Annotated in this window: 23 protein-coding genes; 2 read left to right on the top strand and 21 right to left on the bottom strand. The window is 68.7% G+C overall.

The window, feature by feature from the left end:
• Positions 1–17: 17 nt before the first annotated feature.
• The gene (locus QAR72_RS00690) at positions 18–1616 is read right to left on the bottom strand and encodes a bifunctional metallophosphatase/5'-nucleotidase (protein WP_304615422.1); all 1599 of its coding nucleotides are present in this window, start codon (positions 1614–1616) and stop codon (positions 18–20) included.
• A 133-nt stretch (positions 1617–1749) separates the two neighbouring features.
• Here QAR72_RS00690 and QAR72_RS00685 point away from each other — a divergent pair, with 133 nt between their 5' ends.
• Together QAR72_RS00685 and QAR72_RS00680 are read left to right on the top strand one after the other, a co-directional pair.
• Positions 1750–2085 carry a DUF952 domain-containing protein gene (locus tag QAR72_RS00685; protein ID WP_304615421.1) on the top strand — a complete coding sequence of 112 codons (336 nt, stop codon included), beginning with the start codon at positions 1750–1752 and terminating at the stop codon, positions 2083–2085.
• A complete protein-coding gene (locus tag QAR72_RS00680; RefSeq protein ID WP_304615420.1) occupies positions 2085–3143 on the top strand; it encodes a quinone-dependent dihydroorotate dehydrogenase in 1059 nt (352 codons plus the stop codon). The genes QAR72_RS00685 and QAR72_RS00680 overlap by 1 nt, the downstream gene beginning before the upstream one ends.
• On the opposite strand, the gene cysE is transcribed toward QAR72_RS00680, so the two are convergent.
• The 20 genes from cysE to QAR72_RS00580 all read right to left on the bottom strand — a co-directional run bounded on the left by cysE (position 3140) and on the right by QAR72_RS00580 (position 19512).
• Positions 3140–3961 (bottom strand): serine O-acetyltransferase, encoded by an 822-nt coding sequence (gene cysE / locus QAR72_RS00675; RefSeq protein WP_442953532.1) that lies wholly within the window; start codon positions 3959–3961, stop codon positions 3140–3142. The two genes, QAR72_RS00680 and cysE, sit on opposite strands and share 4 nt — an antisense overlap.
• Before the next feature lie 85 nt (positions 3962–4046).
• Positions 4047–4757 carry a DUF2793 domain-containing protein gene (locus QAR72_RS00670; protein WP_304615418.1) on the bottom strand — a complete coding sequence of 237 codons (711 nt, stop codon included), beginning with the start codon at positions 4755–4757 and terminating at the stop codon, positions 4047–4049.
• Positions 4747–8631 carry a baseplate multidomain protein megatron gene (locus QAR72_RS00665; RefSeq protein ID WP_304615417.1) on the bottom strand — a complete coding sequence of 1295 codons (3885 nt, stop codon included), beginning with the start codon at positions 8629–8631 and terminating at the stop codon, positions 4747–4749. Before QAR72_RS00665 ends, QAR72_RS00670 begins: the two co-directional genes overlap by 11 nt.
• 27 nt (positions 8632–8658) lie before the next feature.
• Positions 8659–9087, bottom strand: coding sequence for an NlpC/P60 family protein (locus QAR72_RS00660; protein ID WP_304615416.1), 429 nt, complete (start codon positions 9085–9087; stop codon positions 8659–8661).
• Positions 9080–9913: a DUF2163 domain-containing protein gene (locus tag QAR72_RS00655; protein WP_304615415.1), complete on the bottom strand. Its 834-nt coding sequence runs from the start codon at positions 9911–9913 to the stop codon at positions 9080–9082. The genes QAR72_RS00660 and QAR72_RS00655 overlap by 8 nt, the downstream gene beginning before the upstream one ends.
• Positions 9910–10542, bottom strand: coding sequence for a DUF2460 domain-containing protein (locus QAR72_RS00650; protein WP_304615414.1), 633 nt, complete (start codon positions 10540–10542; stop codon positions 9910–9912). The genes QAR72_RS00655 and QAR72_RS00650 overlap by 4 nt, the downstream gene beginning before the upstream one ends.
• Before the next feature lie 10 nt (positions 10543–10552).
• The gene (locus tag QAR72_RS00645; RefSeq protein WP_331497633.1) at positions 10553–11200 is read right to left on the bottom strand and encodes a phage tail tape measure protein; all 648 of its coding nucleotides are present in this window, start codon (positions 11198–11200) and stop codon (positions 10553–10555) included.
• A complete protein-coding gene (locus tag QAR72_RS00640; protein ID WP_304615412.1) occupies positions 11193–11447 on the bottom strand; it encodes a rcc01693 family protein in 255 nt (84 codons plus the stop codon). Before QAR72_RS00640 ends, QAR72_RS00645 begins: the two co-directional genes overlap by 8 nt.
• On the bottom strand, positions 11444–11758 hold the full coding sequence (locus QAR72_RS00635) for a gene transfer agent family protein (RefSeq protein ID WP_304615411.1): 315 nt from the start codon (positions 11756–11758) through the stop codon (positions 11444–11446). Before QAR72_RS00635 ends, QAR72_RS00640 begins: the two co-directional genes overlap by 4 nt.
• Complete coding sequence (locus QAR72_RS00630) at positions 11758–12171, bottom strand: phage major tail protein, TP901-1 family (protein WP_304615410.1); 414 nt, start codon at positions 12169–12171, stop codon at positions 11758–11760. Before QAR72_RS00630 ends, QAR72_RS00635 begins: the two co-directional genes overlap by 1 nt.
• An 11-nt stretch (positions 12172–12182) precedes the next feature.
• Positions 12183–12602, bottom strand: a complete 420-nt coding sequence (locus QAR72_RS00625; RefSeq protein ID WP_304615409.1) for a DUF3168 domain-containing protein — start codon at positions 12600–12602, stop codon at positions 12183–12185.
• Positions 12599–12937, bottom strand: coding sequence for a head-tail adaptor protein (locus QAR72_RS00620; protein ID WP_304615408.1), 339 nt, complete (start codon positions 12935–12937; stop codon positions 12599–12601). The genes QAR72_RS00625 and QAR72_RS00620 overlap by 4 nt, the downstream gene beginning before the upstream one ends.
• Positions 12937–13551, bottom strand: coding sequence for a head-tail connector protein (locus QAR72_RS00615; RefSeq protein WP_304615407.1), 615 nt, complete (start codon positions 13549–13551; stop codon positions 12937–12939). The genes QAR72_RS00620 and QAR72_RS00615 overlap by 1 nt, the downstream gene beginning before the upstream one ends.
• A 187-nt stretch (positions 13552–13738) precedes the next feature.
• Positions 13739–14902 carry a phage major capsid protein gene (locus QAR72_RS00610; RefSeq protein ID WP_304615406.1) on the bottom strand — a complete coding sequence of 388 codons (1164 nt, stop codon included), beginning with the start codon at positions 14900–14902 and terminating at the stop codon, positions 13739–13741.
• 122 nt (positions 14903–15024) lie between these two features.
• Entirely contained in the window at positions 15025–15555 is a 531-nt protein-coding gene (locus QAR72_RS00605; protein WP_304615405.1) for an HK97 family phage prohead protease, read from the bottom strand.
• Between the two features lie 3 nt (positions 15556–15558).
• Positions 15559–15789, bottom strand: coding sequence for a GTA head formation protein, RCAP_rcc01685 family (locus QAR72_RS00600; protein ID WP_304615404.1), 231 nt, complete (start codon positions 15787–15789; stop codon positions 15559–15561).
• Between the two features lie 3 nt (positions 15790–15792).
• Positions 15793–16977 (bottom strand): phage portal protein, encoded by a 1185-nt coding sequence (locus QAR72_RS00595; RefSeq protein ID WP_304615403.1) that lies wholly within the window; start codon positions 16975–16977, stop codon positions 15793–15795.
• A 114-nt stretch (positions 16978–17091) separates the two neighbouring features.
• Complete coding sequence (locus QAR72_RS00590; protein ID WP_442953530.1) at positions 17092–18459, bottom strand: DNA-packaging protein; 1368 nt, start codon at positions 18457–18459, stop codon at positions 17092–17094.
• Positions 18389–18805, bottom strand: a complete 417-nt coding sequence (locus QAR72_RS00585) for a permease (protein ID WP_304615402.1) — start codon at positions 18803–18805, stop codon at positions 18389–18391. Before QAR72_RS00585 ends, QAR72_RS00590 begins: the two co-directional genes overlap by 71 nt.
• A gap of 266 nt (positions 18806–19071) precedes the next feature.
• Positions 19072–19512, bottom strand: a complete 441-nt coding sequence (locus QAR72_RS00580) for a hypothetical protein (RefSeq protein WP_304615401.1) — start codon at positions 19510–19512, stop codon at positions 19072–19074.
• Positions 19513–19544: the final 32 nt, after the last annotated feature.

Below are 19544 nucleotides of genomic sequence, written 5' to 3'. Positions count from 1 at the left end.
CCGTGATGCCGGATCGTTCAGCGCATCGTGATGCGCCCGTCCAGAAGCGGCTGGTAGCCGTCTTCCGCGGCGGCCAGGTATTCGGCCACGACCTCGGCCAGGTCGGGGCCGAAATCATAGGCGTTGCGGCCATTCTCGGCAAAGACGTCGAAGCCGTCGCCACCGCTGCGCATGTAGTTGTTGGTCGCCACCCCATAGCTGGCGGCCGGGTCGATGGGCGCCCAGTCATCGCCGTCGCGCACCATCACCTCGCTGACGCGCTGGCCCGGTTCGGCTGCGGCGTCGATCGTGTATTTCAGCCCGGCGACCTGCGCGAAGCGGCCGGCGCCCTCCTCGATCCGGCTGGCGCCGTTCTCGAGCGCCGCGATGATGTCGGCGCCGTCCAGTTCAAAAGTCGCCAGCGTATTCTGGAAGGGAAGGACGGTGTAGATCTCGCCCATCGTCACCTCGCCCTCGTCAATCGAGGCGCGCAGGCCGCCGCCGTTCTGGATGGCGATGGTCACGCCCTGCCCGCTGGCGCGGTCCAGCATCGCATCGGCGACCAGATTGCCCATCTCGCATTCCTGCGCGCGGCAGGTTTCGCGGCTGCCGTCGATCGCGGCCAGACTGCGCGCCACCACGGTCGCGCGCAATTCGTCGATGGGCGCGCTCATCTCCGCCACGCGGGCGGCGATGGCCTCGTCTTCGGGGATCGAATTGTCCAAGAGGATCGGCTGCCCCTCGGCCGAGGTGACATTGCCCTCGTCGTCGAAGGTCAGGCGCAGATGGCCCAGATACTTGCCATAGGCATAGGCCTGCACGACCGGCACATCCGCGCCGTCAGGTCCGGTGACCATCGTGGGATAGGGCGCCGTCGCCCCCTCCATATCGCCCAGCAGCGTGTGGGAATGGCCGCCCACGACCGCATCGAGGCCGGGCACTTCAGCGGCATAGTCCAGATCGCGCAGATAGCCGGAATGGGTCAGCGCGATGATCTTCGTCACGCCTTCACCGGACAGGGCCTCGACCCCGGCCTTGAGGCCGTCGATATCATCGCGGAAGATCACCTTCAGACCGGGGGACGAGGTTTCGGGTGTGTCCATCGCCAGGGCCGAGACCAGACCGATCCGCGCGCCGTCCAGATCCAGCACCACATGAGGCGGCACGCGCCCGGCCAGCAGGTTCGATTGCGAGACGTCGATATTGCCCGAGATCACCGGAAAATCGACGCCCGACAGCAGCACATCCAGACCTTCGGGACCGTCGTCGAATTCGTGATTGCCGACAGCCATCGCATCATAGCCGATGGCGTTCATGAACTCGACCACATCGGCGCCCTTGTAGGTCGTGTAGAACAGCGACCCCTGATACTGGTCGCCCGCATCCAGAAGGATGACCTTCTCGCCCGCTTCCTCGATCTCGGCGCGCAGGGCTGCGACCTTGGCGGCGATCCGGGCCACGCCGCCGAAGCACTCGCCCGCCTCGCGCGCCTCGGCGCCGCAGGTGCTGTCGGTCGCGCCGATCGGCTCGATCCGGCTGTGCAGGTCATTGGTGTGCAGGATGTGAAGGACCGTCTCGGCCTGTGCCGTCCCCGCGATCAGGGCAAGAGCAGAGGCGGCGGCAAGCAATCGGATCATGGGCTGTTCCCTTCAGGCACATTGAGGATGCGGTGAAGGTTGGCCCAGCCGCGGGGCGCGGTCAATTCCATAGACAAATACCCTCCCGCAGCGGGGGCTTGACCCGGGGTCGCCGCGCAAGGCAAATGCCGCCATGCTGATCCACAAGATCCTCCGCGCCCAGGAATGGCGCCAGTTTCAGGCCGAGGGCCGGACCGAGGGCGCGCCCGTCGATCTGTCCGACGGCTACATCCATTTCTCGACGGCCGCCCAATTGCCCGGCACGCTTTCGCGGCATTTCGCCGACGAGCACGATCTGGTTCTGGTCAGCTGCGATGCCGCATCCTTGGGCGATGCGCTGAAATGGGAACCTTCGCGCGGGGGCGATCTGTTCCCGCATCTCTACCGGGCGCTGGAGATGGGCGATGTCGTGTCCTGGCGCCCTCTTGCGCGCGGCCCGGACGGGCAGCACCAGACCGGAGTATCATGATGTCGTTGATCGAGCGCGCGGGCCTTGCCCTTCTGCATCGCATGGACCCGGAACGCGCGCATGACCTCTCGATCCGGGCGCTTGCGGCGGGTCTGGCGCCTCTGAACGGCGGCCCTGTCACGTCCGAACGCCTGCGGCTGCGGCTGGCGGGGCTCGATCTGCCGAACCCGGTGGGGCTGGCGGCGGGATACGACAAGAACGCCCGCGTGGTCGGTCCGCTGATGCGGGCGGGCTTCGGCTTTGTCGAGGTCGGCGCGGCGACGCCCCGGCCGCAGCCCGGCAATCCCAAGCCGCGCCTCTTCCGGCTGTCGGAGGATCAGGCGATCATCAACCGCTTCGGCTTCAACAATGAGGGGGCCGAGGCCATCGGTCGCCGCCTCGCCGCGCGCACCGCCGGTATCCCGGTGGGCCTCAATATCGGTGCCAACAAGGACAGCGCCGATCGCGCGGCCGATTTCGCGCAGGTGGTCCGCATGGCGGGCGAGCATGCTGATTTCCTGACGGTGAACGTCTCATCGCCCAATACCGAAAAGCTGCGCGATCTTCAGGGCGCGCAGGCCCTTGCCGCGCTGCTGCAAGGCGTGATCGAGGCCCGCGACAGCCTGTCTCGCCGCCCGCCGGTTCTGGTCAAGATCGCTCCGGACCTGTCCCCGGCCGAGATCACCGAAATCGCGGCCGTCGCCTCTGATCTGGGTCTCGATGGTATCATCGCCACGAACACGACCCTGTCGCGCGACGGCATTTCGGGGCCTCACGCGGCCCAGGCGGGCGGCCTGTCGGGGCGGCCCCTGTTCCAGCGTTCGACCTGTGTCGTGGCGCAGCTTTATCGCGACACGCAGGGCCGCCTGCCGATCATCGGCGTGGGCGGCATCTCCAGCGCCGAGGATGCGTGGCAGAAGCTGCGCGCCGGCGCCAGCGCTGTGCAGGTCTATTCCGCGATGATCTACCAGGGATTGTCGCTGATCCCGCGCATCGCCAATGACCTCGACCGGCGCCTGCAGGCAGAGGGCATGACGATCGCGGAAGTGACCGGCAGCGGCGTGGCCGACTGGCTCTAGCGATACTCTTCGGCGCCCAGAAGGTGGTTCATGCTGTGCGAGGGCTCGGGACAACCCGCATCCCCGATCACGCGCGCGGGAACGCCCGCCACGGTCTTGCAGGGCGGAACCTCGTGCAGCACCACCGAACCGGCGGCGATCCGCGAATGGCTGCCCACGCGGATATTGCCCAGAACCTTGGCGCCCGCCCCGATCAGCACGCCGTCGCCGATCTTGGGATGGCGGTCGCCATCCTCCTTGCCGGTGCCGCCAAGCGTGACCGAATGCAGCATCGACACGTCGTTGCCGACGCAGGCCGTCTCGCCGATGACGATGGAATGGGCGTGGTCGATCATCACCCCGGTCCCGATCCGCGCGGCAGGGTGGATATCCACGCCGAAGCATTCCGAGCAGCGCATCTGCACGAAATAGGCCATGTCGCGCCGACCCTGCTGCCACAGCCAATGCGCCATCCGGTAGGCCTGCAGCGCCTGAAATCCCTTGAAGAACAGGACGGGCTGCAACAGCCGATGCGTTGCCGGATCGCGGTCATAGACCGCCATCAGGTCGGCCCGTGCCGCATCGCCCAGTTCCGGCGCGCTTGCATAGGCCGCATCTGCGATCTCGCGCAGGATCTGCTCGGACATCTCGCCCGAGGCCAGCTTCAGCGAAAAGCGGTATGCCAGCGCGGCCTCGAAGCTCTGATGGTGCAGAAGCCCCGCATGGATCAGCGAGCCCAGAAGCGGCTCGTCCGAGACGGCCATCCGCGCCTCTTGGCGTAATTGCGACCAGATCGCGTCGCGGTCCGCCGACAGGGGCTCTTTCGTGGCAGCGTGCATGGTCATTTTTGGCCCACCCGATCGTTTCCACTCCTGACTAGCGCATCTTGCAGGGCAGGAAAAGCGGGCGGGCCGACGCCGCGACCTAACGCGGCAGGCGCAGTTCCCACCAATGGACCGACAGACGCACGCGCCCGGCTGCGAAATTGCCCCCCTCAGCGGTCAGCAGCAGCGGCTCGGGCTGGTAATAGGTCATCGGCGCGCCAAGAATTCCGCGCGCAAACGACCCCTCGGCCTTGCCCAGCCCCTGACCGAAGCGGTTCGTTGCGCCCGCCGTGCCCATGCGCCAAGTCGTCAGCGTGCCGGTCAGCGCCGATGTGACCCGCGCCACCGCGCCGATCACCATCGCGCCCGAGGGGATGAAAAGCGGCGTGGTGATCTGGTTGCCGGCGGTGATCACGACGTCCTCCTCGGCCATGCCGGCCATCATTCCTGCGCCGCTGACGCCAAGGCTCAGCGCGCCCACGGCCCATTCGGTGCCATCGTGGATCGCGGGCAATCCGCGATCGGCGACGAAGGCGCGCATGCCCGCCCGCGGCGGCACGAAGATCCAGCCGCCGTTCGACCCGATGGCCAGCCGACCGCCCTGCCCCGTCCAGGCACCCTGGGCCAGCGCCGGAACGCCCCAGCACTGTCCGTCCAGCACGGCGTCGGGCGGGCTTGCCTGCGAGACGCTCTGGATCACCAGATTGACGCTGGCATCCAGACGCATCAACGCCTCGTTCACGGTGACATGCTTCTGCGCCTGTGCCGGCTGCAGCAGCGGCATCTGAAGGCGGGCGGTTTCACTGGACATTGAAGTCTCTCCTGACAAAGAGGCCGCGCCCGAAGGTCTGCGACAATTGCGCGACACGCACCGTAAAGGCCCCGGCTTGCGTCAACTCGGTCAGCAGCGCCTGCGGCAGGTCGTGCTGCGAGACGGCGACCGTCACGTCGTGGCGGATCTGTCCGTTCTGAAGGACCTGGCAAAGATAACGCTCCTGCTCCTCGCCCAAGGGGATGTCGGGGCCGTCCCAGCCATCTCCCTCAATCCGGCTCCGGCGCGTCCAGGACAGGCTGCGCCCCTGCAGCCTCAGATGGCAGGGCGCATAGGGCCTGAGACCGATCCCCCGTGCGACCGTGCTGCGGCTGCGATAGCTGGGATCGTCCGGCGCCCGAGGCGCGGGGCCGATCCGCCAGAACCGCTCCTGCCCGCGCGCGGATGGGGGCAGATCCACCTGACGCGGCCCGCCATCCAGCAGGACCACAATGCTGCCCGCAGGCCAGACATCCGGCATCATTGCATCCGTGCCCGCCTGACCCCGCAGACGCAGGCTGATCTCCCAGACATTCGGGGCGACCAGTTCAGCGCGGGCGAATTGCATCACCTCCCAATGCTCCAGACTGCCATCGCCGATCGCCAGCGCATTGGCGCCCGACAGCAGCGCCCGCATCGTGACCGACGCGAGGGGGTCATTGGCCAGCCGCAGCCGCAGCCCCGGGCCGCGATCCAGCACACCGGGCCGCGCGCGGGCAAGCGGCGTCAGCGTGCGCCCGATCAGCGAGCGCCGGTCCAGCAGCAGGTTGCTCTCGAAACCGCCATCCGGATCATCCGAGACATAAGCCGCGACCGTCCCCGGCCAAGGATGGGCCGAGACTGCCAGCCAGGGCGCATGGGGCACCTCGTTGCCGCGCAGAAGCGGCAGGTCCAGAAAGACAGGCCGGACCGGCATGGGCGGCTGATAGCGCCGGATGCTGCCCTGTTCCTGATGGCTGATCGCGGGACGGTAGAGGCCCGGATCGACGCGGACGGCCTCCAGCGTGATCGCCCCGGCACGTTCGGCCCGGTCGATCCGCCAGCGGCTGTCGGGCAGACCGGGCCGTTCCATGATCACCACGTCGCCCGGCGCCAGATCCGTGCGCGAGGGCGGCAGGGCGAAGCGCGCCGTGTCGCGCGCGATCTCGGCCTCGGCCAGCCAGCGATCGGCGATGGCGCGGCCCTCGGGGCGGGTCAGCACCATCTGGAACTCGGTCTCTGCGACCGAACGCCGGGCCGAGGCGACACCCACCGCCTCGGCGGCGGCCACCGCGTAATCGGCACCAGCCTCGACATGGATCAGCCGGACACGCCCGGCAATGCCGGCCTCGGGCGCACGGGTCGGTTCGAACCCCGCGAGATCGCCCGCCAGCGCCAGATGGTCAGCGCCCAGCCGGGCCTTCGCCAGCCCGTCCCGCATCAGGAAGGTCAGCACGCCCTCGCGCTCGACCGCGTCGAAGCCGTGCGCCAGCATCAGGGGCTGCAACGCCGCCCGGCCGCTTTCCTGCCCTGCCAGCGCATAGCCCCGCACCACGCCCGACAGGCCCGATGTATCCCAAGCGGCCACACCCGCCGCCCGACACAGATCGCCCACCACCGCGCGCAGCGTGACCGCGCCGGCGCGTCCGTTCAGCCAATGGCCGCGATCCCAGGCCGGACCGTCCGACCACAGGTCCCGGCGACCCGGAAAGGCCGGATAAGGCCGCGCATCCCACGCCCAGACATGGGCGCGACCGGGCTCGACCATGAAGCGCCCGTCGACCATGCGCGGGTTGTTCGCGGGATCGTTCCAGTAGCCCATGACTGCCTCGACATAGGCGGCCTGGATGGCGTCGTTGCGGGTGCCGTTCGAATACCAGGGCAGCTGGCTTTCCGAACTCATCGCGTCGAGAAACTTGTTGGGCTGGTTCGTGGCCTTGTCCAAAGCCGCACAGCCGAATTCGGTGAACCAGAACGGCTTCGACCCGGGCACCCAGCCGGTGGGTTGCCTCTTGCGCACTCCGCCGGGTCGGTCATAGTGCAGGTTCTGCCACCAGCTCTTCAGGTCCTTGTAGCGCCAGACCCAGGCCTCGTCGTAGAGGTCGTCGGTGATCGGCGTGCGGATCTGGGCTTCGCGGTCAGCCTCGCTGGCATAGAACCAGTCATGGCCTTCGCCTCCGACCACATTGGCCTTGAGATAATCGATATTGTCGATCCGCCCCCAATGCGCGTCCAGATGATCGTCGCCATCGCGCCAATCCGACAGTGGCATGTAATTGTCGATGCCGATGAAGTCGATATTGGGGTCCGACCACAGCGGATCCAGATGGAAGAACAGCTCTCCATTGCCGGGATGGTGGCCAAAGTATTCCGACCAGTCGCTGGCATAGCCGATCTTGACCCCCGGCCCTAGGATTGCGCGGACATCCGCCGCAAGCTGGCGCAGCGCCGCGACCGCCGGGTAGCCGTTGCCCGGCCCACGGATCTGCGTCATCGCGACCATCTCGCTGCCGATCAGGAACGCGTCGACGCCACCCGCCGCCGCGCAGAGATGCGCGTAGTGCAGGATGAAGCGGCGATAGGACCACTCGTCCCGGCCGCCATAGCGGATCACGTCGCCATCGCGCGTGAAGTCGCCGGGCTGGGCGGAGCCGAAAAAGGCCGAGACCTCGGCGGTGGCGGCGGCCGTCAGGTCGGTCGTGCCGGGCCGGCCCGGCGCGATGCGCGTCGTGATGCGCCCGCGCCAAGGCATGACGGGCTGCTCGTTGGCGCCATAGGGATCGGGCAGGCCGTTGCCCGCGATCTGCTCCATCAGGATGAAGGGATAGAAGATCGCCTTGCGCCCCGAGGCGGTCAGCGCCCTCATCGCCTCGATCACCGACTGGTCCGAGGGCGTTCCGCCATAGATCGGCCGATCCATGATGCGGGCAACCTCGCGCGCCTGCGTCCGGTCGATGCCGCCCGCACGCCAGGGCATCTCGGTCCCGTCATCGCTGGCGAATTCGACCTTGGGCTCGACCCGGCATTCGCCGATGCGAAGATCGCTGCCGAACCAGGACACGATCAGCGAAACCGACCCGACATTCGGCAATTCCCGACCCAGCACATCCAGCGAGGCCCGGAAATCCGTGCCGCCCATCGGGGTGTTGACGTTGAAGCTGCGCGCCTCGCCCGGTTCGGTCTCGGTCGTGACGGGGGTGGTGGCCAGCGAATATTCACCCGTGCCGGGGATCAGCGCAACGGCCTGCACATCGCGCGACAAGCCCGTGCCGTCACGGGCCGGACAGGTGACCTCGAAGCTCAGCTGCGGCATCCGGTTGCCCCATCGCTCAAGGCTCAGATCCTCCAGCACGACGTAGGCGGTGCCGCGATAGGCGGGGGCAGCGTCGCCTTCGATCGCGGCGATGGCGGGATCGGGCATCTGGCCTTCTCCACCACGGTAGACGCGCATGTTCAGGTCGGATTGCGCGATCTCCTCGCCATCCGCCCAGACGCGCCCGACGCTGAGGGTGCGCCCCTCGCACAAGGCCAGCGCGACCGACAGGCGATAGCTGATCTCGGTCACCTGCGTCCGGGGGGCGCCCTTGCCGCCGCGCACCGACTGGCTGCGCGTCACCTCGGTCAGGGGCGAGGCCCAGATGACATGGCCCGGCAACCGCATCTGCCCCCAGACGCGCGGGATGGGCACCCCCTCGCCGGCCGTCTGGATGCGCAGCCGGTCAATGCGCCCAGTCTCGACCGCACGGGCGCCGCCGCCCAGCAATTGCTGGTCGATCACCCGGCCCGCCAAAGCGCCCGCAGCGCGCCCCAGAACCGCGCCCGACAGGCCCAGCACCGTGCCGCCGAAACCCGCGCCTAGCGATGCGCCCACGGCAGACAGGACAATCGTGGCCATGTTTTCTTCCTTCGCAAACAGGATGTGTCAGGGAAAGCGGAAGCGCGCCACGATCCGGCACGCCCAGGGCCGCGTCAGCGGGCTTTCGATGACACCATGAGACGTATAGGCATGAATGAAACGCGACCCGCCCGGGTCCGAGACAAGCCCCAGATGCTTGGCGATCGCGCCCTCGCGCATGCGGAACAGCAGAACCTGCCCCGCAGCGACAGCGGCATCCGCAGGAACCGCCCGCAGGTGCCGCAGGGCAGCCTGCCACAGGACTTCCGCACCGCCGCATTCCGCCCAGTCACCGCTATAGGGCGGGGGGGTTTCCGGCTCGGTGCCGTAGATCTCGCGCCAGACGCCCCGGATCAGGCCCAGGCAATCGGCGCCCGCACCGCGCGTGCTGGCCTGATGGACATAGGGTGTCCCCAGCCAGGCGCGCGCTATGGTGACCTCGCGGGGCTCATCCATTGCGGCCACCGACCTGAGGCGCCAGCAGCCAATCCTCGGGCGGCATATGGGGAAAGCCGCGGAAGTTCAGCAGATTGGCGAATTTCAGACGGCAGGTCCGGGCGGCCTTGTCGCAACCGGCGACCAGCCGGATGCGATCCCCCGGTGCGGGCGGAATGGCAAGCCCTGCCCAAAGCTCGATCTCGCGGCTCTGGCCCGGGCGGGCGGTATCGTTCTTGATCCGCCCGCGCAGGCTCTTCGCCGCGCCATCCAGCACCTCCAGTGTGCCGCCCTCAAACCAGTTCGCATCATAGGCCGGAAAACCCGTCAGCCGGAAGGTCCGCGCCTCGTCCTGCCCCTGGACGGCCAGTTCGACGGTCCAGGCGGGTGCATCCAGACCCATCTTGCAGGCCGCATCACCCAGTTCGGCGGTGCAGCGGGGATGATAGATCCGGCCCTGCGGCTGGTTCAGAGGCTCGGCCAGCCCGCGCAGTTCGGCTCGAAAGGCGCCGTTCGCGCGCGAGACCTCGCCAAGCGAGCCCCGGAAGACCAGCCGCCGCTGGCTCACGTCGCGCCAATCTACCTCCCACATCCGCAGGCTGGCCCCGTCCCACCGCCCCGACAGCAGATCGATCTCGGTGATGGCATCGTCGCTCAGCGCGCCGACGGCCTCGCTGTTGTCCACGGCAAGCCCGGTCGCCTGACTGATCGCCCGCGCGGTCAGGCCCTGATCGGGCCGGAAAGTCACGCCCGCGAAACGCAGGCGGCGGTCGTGATCGGTAAAGCCCAGAACCAACCCGTCGGCGCGACGGATCGACCAGGCGCGGGCAAGGGTCTGCGCGCTCATATCCGCACCTCGATCACCGGAATGTCGGGAACCTGCCCCGCCTGAAAGGACGAGACCGAAACCGCGATCCGGTCAGTGTCGAAACGAACCGGGACGTCGAACTCATAGCCCGCCGTGACATCGGCGCCAACTTCGGGCGGCTCGTTGAAGGTGATGATGCCGCGCAGGTGATCGACCGTGTAATTCGTGCCCGGAAACTTCTCGTCGCCCGCGATGCCCGCGCGGACGCTGCCCACGACGGGCTTGGTGATCGGGCGCAGATAACGCTCGGCGCCCGAGACATAAGTCTTGACCAGCGCAAAGCTGCGCGTCTGTCCGTCACCTTTGGCGATCACCTGATCGCCGAAGGCGGGCGCGGCCGAGGGCAGGCAGCTCTTGTAGTCCGACCAGTCCTTCCAGCGAAAGCCGTGCAACTGCCCGGACCGCGCCTCGAAGAAGGCGACAATCTCGGCCAGATCGTCCAGAGACCGCAGGCCCATTCCCGCATCATAGCGCCGCCGCGCATGGGCCCAGGGCGTGTTGCGCTCCTCGAAGCCGCTGGCCAGAGACACGATCTCGGTCCGCCGCTCGGGGCCGCCGACCGCGCCAAAGGACAGGTTGGCAGGAAATCTCACCTCGTGGAACGCCATCGTCCCCTCCTCAGCTGTTGCGTTGGCCCTGGGCCATCAGCCGCGACATCTGCGCCGCGATCTGCGACTGGCTGCGCTGAAAGCCCGCGACATCGGGCGTCTGGATGTTGAAGGTCACATGGACGGGCCGCGCGCCTCCGCCCTCGGCCGCGACCCCAAGCCGACCGTCAGCGCCCCGCCGCAGGGGCATGATCGCCTCGGGGCCGGCCTCGCCCATCAGGCCCAGCCCGCCGCGCATCGGGAATGTGACCGGCCCGCCGATCACCTCGCCCCCGCCCGAGACGCGGCCCTGCTGGAACACGCCGCCATTGGCAAAAGGCGTGATCGCCCCCGGCAGGGCCGCGCCCAGCATATTGGCCATGCCCCCGGCCAAAGCCTGCTGCACGGGCTTCATGGCGATCGCATAGACGCTGTCGGCCAAGGCGCGGCCCACGCCCTTCAGCGCGTCCGACAGCCGCGCGCCGTCAAAGACCAGCCCGTCAAAGGCGCGCCTGAGCCCGCCCTCAAGCCCCGAGGTCAGGCTGCCCATCTCGCGCGAGGTGAACAGCATCGACTGCCGCAGACGCGACAATTCCCCCTCGAAGGCCGCGGCCATCCGGGCGCTCTGGGCCAGATCGTCGTTCAGGCCGCCAATCCCGGCGCCTTGTGCCTCATCCATCGGCATCGCTGTCCTCCTGGGAATTCGTGTCAGGGACGCCCGGCGCCGGGGCCGGATCGTCGGGATAAAGCCGCGCAAGCTCGGCCAGCCGGTCGCGCGTCATCGGCGGGGCGGCGGCCTCCAGCCCCAGCATCAGCGCAAGCTCCGCCGGGGTCAGTGCCCAGAAGGCATCGGGATGCAGCCTGAGGTCGCGCAGACCCGCCCGCATCATCCCCGCCCAATCCACCCGCCCCGCGCCATCATTCATTCCGGCCCCCGAAAGGCCAGCGCCAGCAATTGCGCCGCAGCCCGCGCCGCAGCCAGGGGGCCGCCCTGAATATCGGCGGCCATCAGATCCTCGGCCCGGCCCGTCCAGCCCGCGCCGCGCAGGCCCGCGACCAGAACCGCCATCACGTCGCGCCCCGAGACGCGCCCGGTCTCGAACCGCTCGGCCAGTTCCATCAGGCTGCCCGCGGCCAGGGCGCCCTCCAGCTCGGCCAGCGCGCCCAGGGTCAGGCGCGCCAGCCGGGGCTGGCCGTCGATCACCAGATCGACCTCACCGCGCAGAGGGTTCGCCATCAGATCGCCACGAAGGTCAGCGCACCCGCCGAGGCCAGCGCGACCTCATAGGTCGCCTCGCCGTTATGGCGGCCCGCATATTCCAGCGAGGTGATCTGGAACCGCCCCTCGATGCGCCCGAAATCGGGGATCACCACCTGGCAGCGCGGCGCCTCGCCGTCGAAAAAGGCCTGCCGCGCGCGGCCATCGGTGGCCGCATCGCGAAACACCCCCGACCCCGAGATCGAGGCGCTCCGCACGCCCGCCCCCGCCAGCAGCTCGCGCCAGCCGCCCTCGCTTTCCAGGCTGGTGACATCCACCGTCTCGGCGTTGAAGGACAGCCGCGTGGCGCGCAGACCCGCCACCGTCTCGAAGGCGCCGTCGCCCGTCATGTCCATCTTGATCAGCAGGTCGCGCCCGTTCTTCACTGACATGGTCTTGCTCCTCAGCCCAAATCGACGCGCGCGCGAAAGGTCAGATCGACCTGCCGCGCCGCGCCATTATCCACCCGGCGCGCGACGGCGCGCAGGAACCACATTCCCGCCAGCTGGCCCCGGTCCAGCGCGAGCTGCGCCTGATCCAGGAGGTCCGAGACCCGCGCCGCCGCCGCCTTCAGCGCCGCAAAGCCCGCGCCGCCATCCTGGCCCGACAGGACCGAGACGACGAAATCGTGCCGCGCACCCGGCGCGGTGGCGTCACCCGCCTCGGCGACCTCTTCCGGGCCAAGCGTCACATAGACCCCGGCGGGCGACGCGACCGGCATCGCGTCAAAGATCGCATCGCCCACCAGATCGGCCAGCGCCTCGTCGGCGCGCAGATGCTGATAGACCGCAGCCTGAAGGGCCGCGCTTGCGCCATAGCTCATTGGCTGTCCTCCTCTCGGGCAAAGCAGTCCAGATGGCGGCCCATGCCATCGGCCTCGGCCACCGCCTCGACGCGAAAGAGCCGCGCGCCCAGCCTGAATCGCTGGCCAGGCCGCGGCCTGCGCGGATCGCCCGCAGGCGCGCCCCGCACCGTGATGCGCCACTGCACCACGCTGACCAGACCCGCGCCGGTGCCCTTTTCACGCCCCGACCGCGCCTCGAGCGCCGCCCAGAGCCGCCCGATCTCTCGCCACTCCAGCCTGTGGCCGCCCATCCCGTCGGGGACGCGCGTGCCGTCCTCCAGCGCCAGTTCCACATTCAGCCGTGGCACATCCATCAGCGCCACTCCCGGCTGCCGCGCCCGGCCAGCGTGCGGACCGCGCGCCATTTCTCGATCAGCGCGCTGACCCCGAAGGGCAGCGCCTGCCGGGCGGCCTCGTCATGGCGCACCTCGTAATAGCGCGCGGCCAGCATGATCACCGCATGCGCCAGGTCCGAAGGCACCTCATCCCAGCTTTCACCGAAACCGGCCTCGAAAGTGACCGACAGGCTGCCCCGGCGTGGCACATGCGGCAGAACCACGCCCGCAGGCAGGATCATCGGGCGCTGGCTGTCGGGCACCAGCCGCCAGCTTTCAGGGGGCAGTTCCGTTTCGGTCCCTGCGCCGTCCTCGATCGCGATCCGCTCGACCGCCAGAACCGGCGCCAGGGGCAGTGACTGCCCCAGCCTGTCGCGCCAATCATCCAGCCGCATCACAAAGCGCCGGCGCAGCAGCACCTTGCCCGTCCGCGCCTCGATCGTGGCGATGGCCGCGCGCAGAAAACCCTGCAGCGCGGCGGTCTCGGCGGCGTCCTCGGGCATGTCGAAACCCGTGCCCAGCCGCAAATGGGACCGAAGTGCTGCGACGGGCAAGGCCCCGGCCGGCACCCCGGTTTCCTCTATCAGCATCATCTCGCGAACCTCCCGTCCTGCCGTCCGCATCGTTGCTCAGGACGAGGCCCCACCCAGGGGCCCCGCCTCGGTTCTCTCGGGCAGAGGGCGCGCCCGCACGCCAGCCATCAGCGCGCGCGGACAGTTGCAAAGCCGGAACGGCCAGCCCCAAGCGCGCCCCCCGCCCGTCACCCGATCCCCGGAAGGATCAGGCGAACCGCAGCAGACGCAGGGCGCGGAAATCGGTCACGCCGCCGCCGACACGCTTGGTGGCATAGAACAGCACATGCGGCTTGGCGCTGAACGGATCGCGCAGCACGCGCAGATCGGGGCGCTCGACGATGGTATAGGCCGCGCGGAAATCGCCGAAGGCGATGGCAAAGGCATTGGGCGCGATGTCGGGCATGTCCTCGCTGATCAGCACCGGATAGCCCAGAAGCTGCGGCACCTGCCCGACCGACAGCGCATCCGTCCACAGGAAGCGGCCATCGGCATCCTTCATCTTGCGCACGGCGGCGGCGGTCTTCGAATTCATCATGAAGGCCGCATTGGCGCGATAGGCCGCACCCAGCGCATAGACCAGGTCAATCAGGCAATCCGCAGGGTTCGTCGCCGCAAAGCCGCCCAGCGCGCCCGAATTGACAAAGCCCACCTGCATGTCGGTCGCCGTGGCGACGGGCGCGGTGGTGTAGCGCAGGATACCGCGCGGCTTGTCCACGCCGTCACCGTTCACGAAGGCCGCGGCCTCGGCGCGGGCAAAGCGGTCGGCGATGCGCTCGGCCAGCCACCCCTCGACATCGAAGGCCGCGTCATCCAGCAGGCGCTGGCTGGCGCGCGGCACCGCCGACAGCTCGTGCAGCGGGATCGAGATGCGCTCGATGCTGGCCGAGGCCGTGCCGGGCGCCGCCGTCTCGGTGGCCCAGCCCGCGCCCATCTCGCCCTTCTCGACCAGCGCCTCGTAGACGGCGCTCTCGATGGTCACGACATTGGCCATCTGTCGCAGCGAGCTGCTGGAACGCAGCACCGCCTGCACCGTCTCGGCCACCCGAGGCGCGGCCAGGAACCCGCCATCGCTGGCGACGGTCAGGTTCTTCTCTTCGATGACTAGGCCGCGCAGCCCGTCATCATCGCCGCTGCGCAGATAGGCGTTGAACGCCTTCTGGTGCGGCGCCTCGGTCACGGCCGAGGTCGAAAGCGGGGCGCGGCTGCGAAGGGCGGTCTTGCGGTCGATCATGGTCATGCGCTCGTCCTGTGCTTTGAGCTGGGATTGGATGTCGTCACGGAAAGCCCTGAGTTCGCTGACGAACCCGGTCATGGCCCCCTTCAGGTCGGCCGGCATGTCGCTGCCGCCCGCGGCCTTTGCCTCGGTCATGGTCTTCTCCTCATCGCGGATGATCGGGACCGGCCCCGGTAAGGGGCGCCCCTGTTGACGGGCCGCCTCTGGGGACGGCCCGAACCTGCAAGGGCCGCGCATCACGCGCGACCCCGAAATCCTCAGGCGCCGCGCAGCGCGCGGGCGGCCTCTGTCAGCATGGCGGCGAATTCAGAGACCTCGTCAGCCTCCTTGCGGCCCAGCTTCGCCTCGGGCAGCATCGGAAAAGTCACCAGCGACACCTCCCACAGCTCGACCTCGGCCAGCATGCGGCGGCCCTTCTCATCGCGGGTGGCGCGCAGCGTGCGATAGCCGATGGACAGACCCTCGATGGCGCCCGCCTCGATCAGCGCGACCGCCTCGCGGGCCTGCGCGACCTCGGGCAGCAGACGCCCCCGGACCCACAGACCTTTGGCATCCTCGCGGATCTCGTCCCAGACCCCGATGGGCTTGGACGGATCGTGCTGCCACAGCATCCGCACCTTGTCGCCCCGCCCCGCCAGCCGCTTCAACGAGGCACCAAAGGCGCCCGGCATCACCGCGTCGCCGCCCTGATCGGTCAGCCCGAACAGGCTGCCATAGCCCTCGATCACGTGGCCTTGGGACAGGACCGGCGCCCCGCCCGCGAATTTCACCTCAAGCCCCGGAACCATTCCTCAGCCTCCTTTCGGCACATAATCCAGTATCCCTTGGACGGCCTGTGTCAGGATCACGGCGACGACGCCGTAAACCGTCATCCACAGCCGCCGCTCCAAACCCTCGATCAGCGCCTCGATCCGCTCCAGGCGCTTCTCGACAGCGCCGAACTGCAGCGCCATGATCCGCTCCTGCGCCTCGAAGCGCTGGTCATGCCAAGCCCCGTCCCTGACGAACCGAGACCCTTCCATCCCTCACGCCCCCTCCAGCGGTGGCAGACCCAGCAACGTGCGCTTCTCGGCATCGGTCAGGAAGGTCGCGGCGGCCACGCGCGCCCATTGCTGGTTGCGATCCTCAGCCAGTGCAGGCACCTGATCGGGGTCCGGACGCAGCTCGATCTCGGCGCCCAGATGCTCGGACAGCCACCACGCGACCGAGGCCGCGACCCGCGTCGCCAGGGGCAGCACCGTCAGCCGGTAAAACGCCCGGTTCGCCTCGGCGTAGTTGGCATAGGTCGCGTCGCCCGGAATGCCCAACAGCATGGGCGGCACGCCGAAGGCCAGCGCGATCTCGCGCGCGGCCGAAAGCTTGGTCTCGTGGAACTCCATGTCCGACGGGCTGAACCCCATCGGCTTCCAGTCCAGCCCCCCCTCCAGCAGCATCGGACGGCCCGCATTGCGCGCGCCCTGATGGTTCATCTCGATCTCGCCAACCAGCCGGTCATATTGCTCGGGGCTCAGCGTGCCCTGCCCGTCCAGCCCCTTGTAGACGATCGCGCCACTGGGCCGGGCGGCATTGTCCAGCAAAGCCTTCGACCAGGCGCTGGCGCTGTTATGGACATCCAGCGCCACCGCCGCCGCCTGCAGGGGCGACAGACCGTAATGGTCGTCCTGCGGGTGAAAGCTCTTGATGTGACAGATCGGATCGGGACTGCCGGTCATGTCGAACCGGTGCTTGCGCCCACCCACGGCATATTCATAGGCCACCGGCCAGCCATCCTCGCCCGGAACCACGCTCATCCGGTCCGAGCGCAGGACATGCAGTTCCTCGGGCAACCCCGAGGCGCCCAAGCCCACCGCCTCCAGATAGCCGTTGCCCGACAGCAGCATCTGCCCGAACAGCGCCTCGAACAGCTCGGCCCGGCCCTGCCCCGGATTGGGACGCCGCAGCAGATCCAGCACCGGATGCACGTCATAGCGCCGCTCGTGATCCTCGCAGACCAGAGGCACCGCCGCCGCGGCTTCCGCGATCAGCTTGACGCTGCGAAAGCCGATCGGATTGCCGACGAACCCGCCCCGCGTCAGACTGCCCGTATCGCGCGCCGACCAGACCGCCCGGCCAGACCCGCTGGCCAGGGCCACGACCCGGCCCGTCGCGCTGGCCTTCCTTTCGGGAACGGGCGCGCCCTTGGCCTCCCGTGAAAACAATCGAAACGCCATCCTCGCCTCCTTCATGCGGCCAAAGGAAAGGGCCGGCGCCATTGCGGCCCGGCCCTTCGTCCTGATCCATTGTCCTGTCGGTCCGGGGGCGAACCCCCGACGACCCGCCCGGCGCTAAAGCCGCCGCATTTGCGGTCGCCGCCAGCTTGCGGCGGGCTCGATCATCAGCTCGTGCATCGCCCAGACCAGCGCATCCAGCCGATCAGGACTGCCCCGCCCCTCGTAGCCGCGCACCGTCATCTGGCACATCTGGTCCTCCAGCGCGCCCAGATTGCCCGCGCGCAGATGCCGGATGCGGCCCTGCTCGTAGAGCGCCGCCACCGGCTCGGCCCGCAGACCCTTCCCGCGCGAGGCCCGCAGCGCCCGGAACGGCACCAGAGGGTCGATCTGCCGGATCACGCTTTCGACCAGATCGCCGCCCTGATTGACCTCGGCCACCAGACGCTCGGCGCCGTGGCGCTCCATCGCCGCGATGGCGGCACGCGCCCAGTCGGTCGGGCCGCCACGGACGCTGGCATCCTCCAGCACCCAGGCCCGCCAGTCGCGCGGCTCGCCGCGCATCTCGACGCCCGCCACCACGATCCCGCATTCGTCGCTGCCCGCGCCCCCGGTCACGGCCGGATCGACGGCCACGACGATCCGGTCCAGCCGGGGTGCCTCGTCCTGCCGGGCCGCCTCCAGCATGGGGGTGGTCCACAGCGCACCCTCGACATCATCCAGCAGCACGCCCTCCAGCTCCTGCCGACCCAGCCGCGTGCCGCCATAGCGCGCCTCGACCTCGGCCAGGAAGCTCTCGGCCAGATAGGCGCGGTTGGCGTCCGTCGGCGCATGCGTCACCACGGTCGAGGCATTGCCCAGTATCCGCTTCAGCACGCCCACATTGCGCGGCGTGGTGGTGATGACCTGCTGGGGATGCTCGCCCAGACGCAGCGCGAACTGCAGCATGTCCCAGACATCCTCGGCCTTCTTCCACTTGGCCAGCTCGTCCACCCAGGCCGCATCGAACTGAGGCCCCCTCAGCGCCTCCGGCTCATGCGCCGAATAGCAGGTCGCGGTCGCGCCATTGGCCCAGACCAGACGCTTGCGCCCGGCCTCCCAGACGGGGCGGCGGTCGGGCGGCGAACAGGCCAGAATGCCCGACTCGCCGAAGATCATCACCTCGCGCACCTGATCAAATGTCTCGCCCACCAGCGCGACGCGGTGGCATTGCCCCGGCGCCGCGGCGGACGGCCCCTCGACCATCCGCCGCACCCATTCCGAACCCGCGCGGGTCTTGCCCGCGCCGCGCCCGCCCATGATGACCCATGACTTCCAGTCACCCTCGGGGGGCAGCTGGTGCGGCAAGGCCCAGAACTCGAACAGCCAGGGCAGCGCCATCAGCGCATTGTCCGACAGCCCGCCCAGGAATTCCTCAACCTGCTCCGGCTCGGCGGAGGCAAGCCAGGCGGCGCCCGATCTCGTCTCGTGCGGCGTCAAGGTCAAGGCAGCCTCCTGCGACCCCGCCCGCGATCTCCTTGCGAAGTTTGTCAACCTTGTTCCTTTCCACCATCAGAAGCTGGATCGCGTCACGAACCGTGCGCGCCGCATCCACCGCCTTTTTCAGCCGGGCCGGATCGGTCTCGCCCCCTCGGGCCGAGACAAGCTCGGCCTGATGCTGGCGCAGATCCTTGACGTAATCCCAGAACAACCACTGGGCGACGGCGATCTCGTCCTCGTCCACTGGCGCTCCGGCCGCGCGCAGCTCGTCGGCCGGCCCGGCCTCGGACTGCCCTGCGGCCATGAAAGGTCCCACGGGTTCCCCCGCGCCGCCCCATTCCATATCGTTCATGCAACTGTCCCGCCTCGTGTCCTGTCCGCACGAGCCTCGAAATGAAAAAGCGGCCTGAGGGGTCACCCCCCGGCCGCCTGCCCATTTCTCCCAGCATGGGTAAGTTCTACTTCAGGCCGTTCTGTGAGTCAATCGCTAAACCCTGGGGCGAGCCTTTCGCACCGATTTAGCGATCCACAACAAGGCCTTAATCCACGCAACACCCCCAGCGCACGCAAGGCGAAACCGCGCAACACCAGCACGGAATCGCCCGTTTCCAAGCCCTCTCAGCCCTTCTTGCTGCGCGCCTCGGTGGCCTTGGCGATGGCCTCGGCGGCCTCGGCCTGCACCTTCTGGGCGAAGGCCACCATCTGCGCGGCATAGGCCTCGGCCCAGTCGGCCATGCCCTGCCCGTCCTTGCCGCCCGCCATCTTCATCGCGGCGGCGCGCATCTCCTCGCCCTGGGCGCGCATCTTCTCGTATTGCGCCTCCCAGCCGGATTGCATCTTCTGCCACTGCTCGCGAACCTGTTCGTTGGCATTCGCCATGTGCTCGCGGATCTGGCGGTTCACTTCCTCCTGCCGCTCCATCGCGCTGGCCTGCCACTGACGGGCATGCTCCATCGCGTTCTCGCTGTTCTTCGACATCTCGGCCTGCAAGGCGTTCATCCGCTCCTCGAAGGTCCGGGCATTCTCGGCCAGCATCGCAAACATATCCGACATCTTCATGGCAGCATCCTCCGGCAAGGCCCGTCGCGGCC

The organism is Paracoccus sp. (in: a-proteobacteria), from assembly GCF_030604785.1.
Lineage (GTDB): Bacteria > Pseudomonadota > Alphaproteobacteria > Rhodobacterales > Rhodobacteraceae > Paracoccus.
This window is presented reverse-complemented; position numbering and strand designations above follow the sequence as displayed.

Excerpts from the sequence above, each read along its gene's own strand:
- QAR72_RS00690 (WP_304615422.1), bottom strand. The coding sequence starts at position 1,616 with ATGATCCGATTGCTTGCCGCCGCCTCTGCTCTTGCCCTGATCGCGGGG.
- QAR72_RS00685 (WP_304615421.1), top strand. The coding sequence starts at position 1,750 with ATGCTGATCCACAAGATCCTCCGCGCCCAGGAATGGCGCCAGTTTCAG.
- QAR72_RS00680 (WP_304615420.1), top strand. The coding sequence starts at position 2,085 with ATGTCGTTGATCGAGCGCGCGGGCCTTGCCCTTCTGCATCGCATGGAC.
- cysE (WP_442953532.1), bottom strand. The coding sequence starts at position 3,961 with ATGCACGCTGCCACGAAAGAGCCCCTGTCGGCGGACCGCGACGCGATC.
- QAR72_RS00670 (WP_304615418.1), bottom strand. The coding sequence starts at position 4,757 with ATGTCCAGTGAAACCGCCCGCCTTCAGATGCCGCTGCTGCAGCCGGCA.
- QAR72_RS00665 (WP_304615417.1), bottom strand. The coding sequence starts at position 8,631 with ATGGCCACGATTGTCCTGTCTGCCGTGGGCGCATCGCTAGGCGCGGGT.
- QAR72_RS00660 (WP_304615416.1), bottom strand. The coding sequence starts at position 9,087 with ATGGATGAGCCCCGCGAGGTCACCATAGCGCGCGCCTGGCTGGGGACA.
- QAR72_RS00655 (WP_304615415.1), bottom strand. The coding sequence starts at position 9,913 with ATGAGCGCGCAGACCCTTGCCCGCGCCTGGTCGATCCGTCGCGCCGAC.
- QAR72_RS00650 (WP_304615414.1), bottom strand. The coding sequence starts at position 10,542 with ATGGCGTTCCACGAGGTGAGATTTCCTGCCAACCTGTCCTTTGGCGCG.
- QAR72_RS00645 (WP_331497633.1), bottom strand. The coding sequence starts at position 11,200 with ATGGATGAGGCACAAGGCGCCGGGATTGGCGGCCTGAACGACGATCTG.
- QAR72_RS00640 (WP_304615412.1), bottom strand. The coding sequence starts at position 11,447 with ATGAATGATGGCGCGGGGCGGGTGGATTGGGCGGGGATGATGCGGGCG.
- QAR72_RS00635 (WP_304615411.1), bottom strand. The coding sequence starts at position 11,758 with ATGGCGAACCCTCTGCGCGGTGAGGTCGATCTGGTGATCGACGGCCAG.
- QAR72_RS00630 (WP_304615410.1), bottom strand. The coding sequence starts at position 12,171 with ATGTCAGTGAAGAACGGGCGCGACCTGCTGATCAAGATGGACATGACG.
- QAR72_RS00625 (WP_304615409.1), bottom strand. The coding sequence starts at position 12,602 with ATGAGCTATGGCGCAAGCGCGGCCCTTCAGGCTGCGGTCTATCAGCAT.
- QAR72_RS00620 (WP_304615408.1), bottom strand. The coding sequence starts at position 12,937 with ATGGATGTGCCACGGCTGAATGTGGAACTGGCGCTGGAGGACGGCACG.
- QAR72_RS00615 (WP_304615407.1), bottom strand. The coding sequence starts at position 13,551 with ATGATGCTGATAGAGGAAACCGGGGTGCCGGCCGGGGCCTTGCCCGTC.
- QAR72_RS00610 (WP_304615406.1), bottom strand. The coding sequence starts at position 14,902 with ATGACCGAGGCAAAGGCCGCGGGCGGCAGCGACATGCCGGCCGACCTG.
- QAR72_RS00605 (WP_304615405.1), bottom strand. The coding sequence starts at position 15,555 with ATGGTTCCGGGGCTTGAGGTGAAATTCGCGGGCGGGGCGCCGGTCCTG.
- QAR72_RS00600 (WP_304615404.1), bottom strand. The coding sequence starts at position 15,789 with ATGGAAGGGTCTCGGTTCGTCAGGGACGGGGCTTGGCATGACCAGCGC.
- QAR72_RS00595 (WP_304615403.1), bottom strand. The coding sequence starts at position 16,977 with ATGGCGTTTCGATTGTTTTCACGGGAGGCCAAGGGCGCGCCCGTTCCC.
- QAR72_RS00585 (WP_304615402.1), bottom strand. The coding sequence starts at position 18,805 with ATGAACGATATGGAATGGGGCGGCGCGGGGGAACCCGTGGGACCTTTC.
- QAR72_RS00580 (WP_304615401.1), bottom strand. The coding sequence starts at position 19,512 with ATGAAGATGTCGGATATGTTTGCGATGCTGGCCGAGAATGCCCGGACC.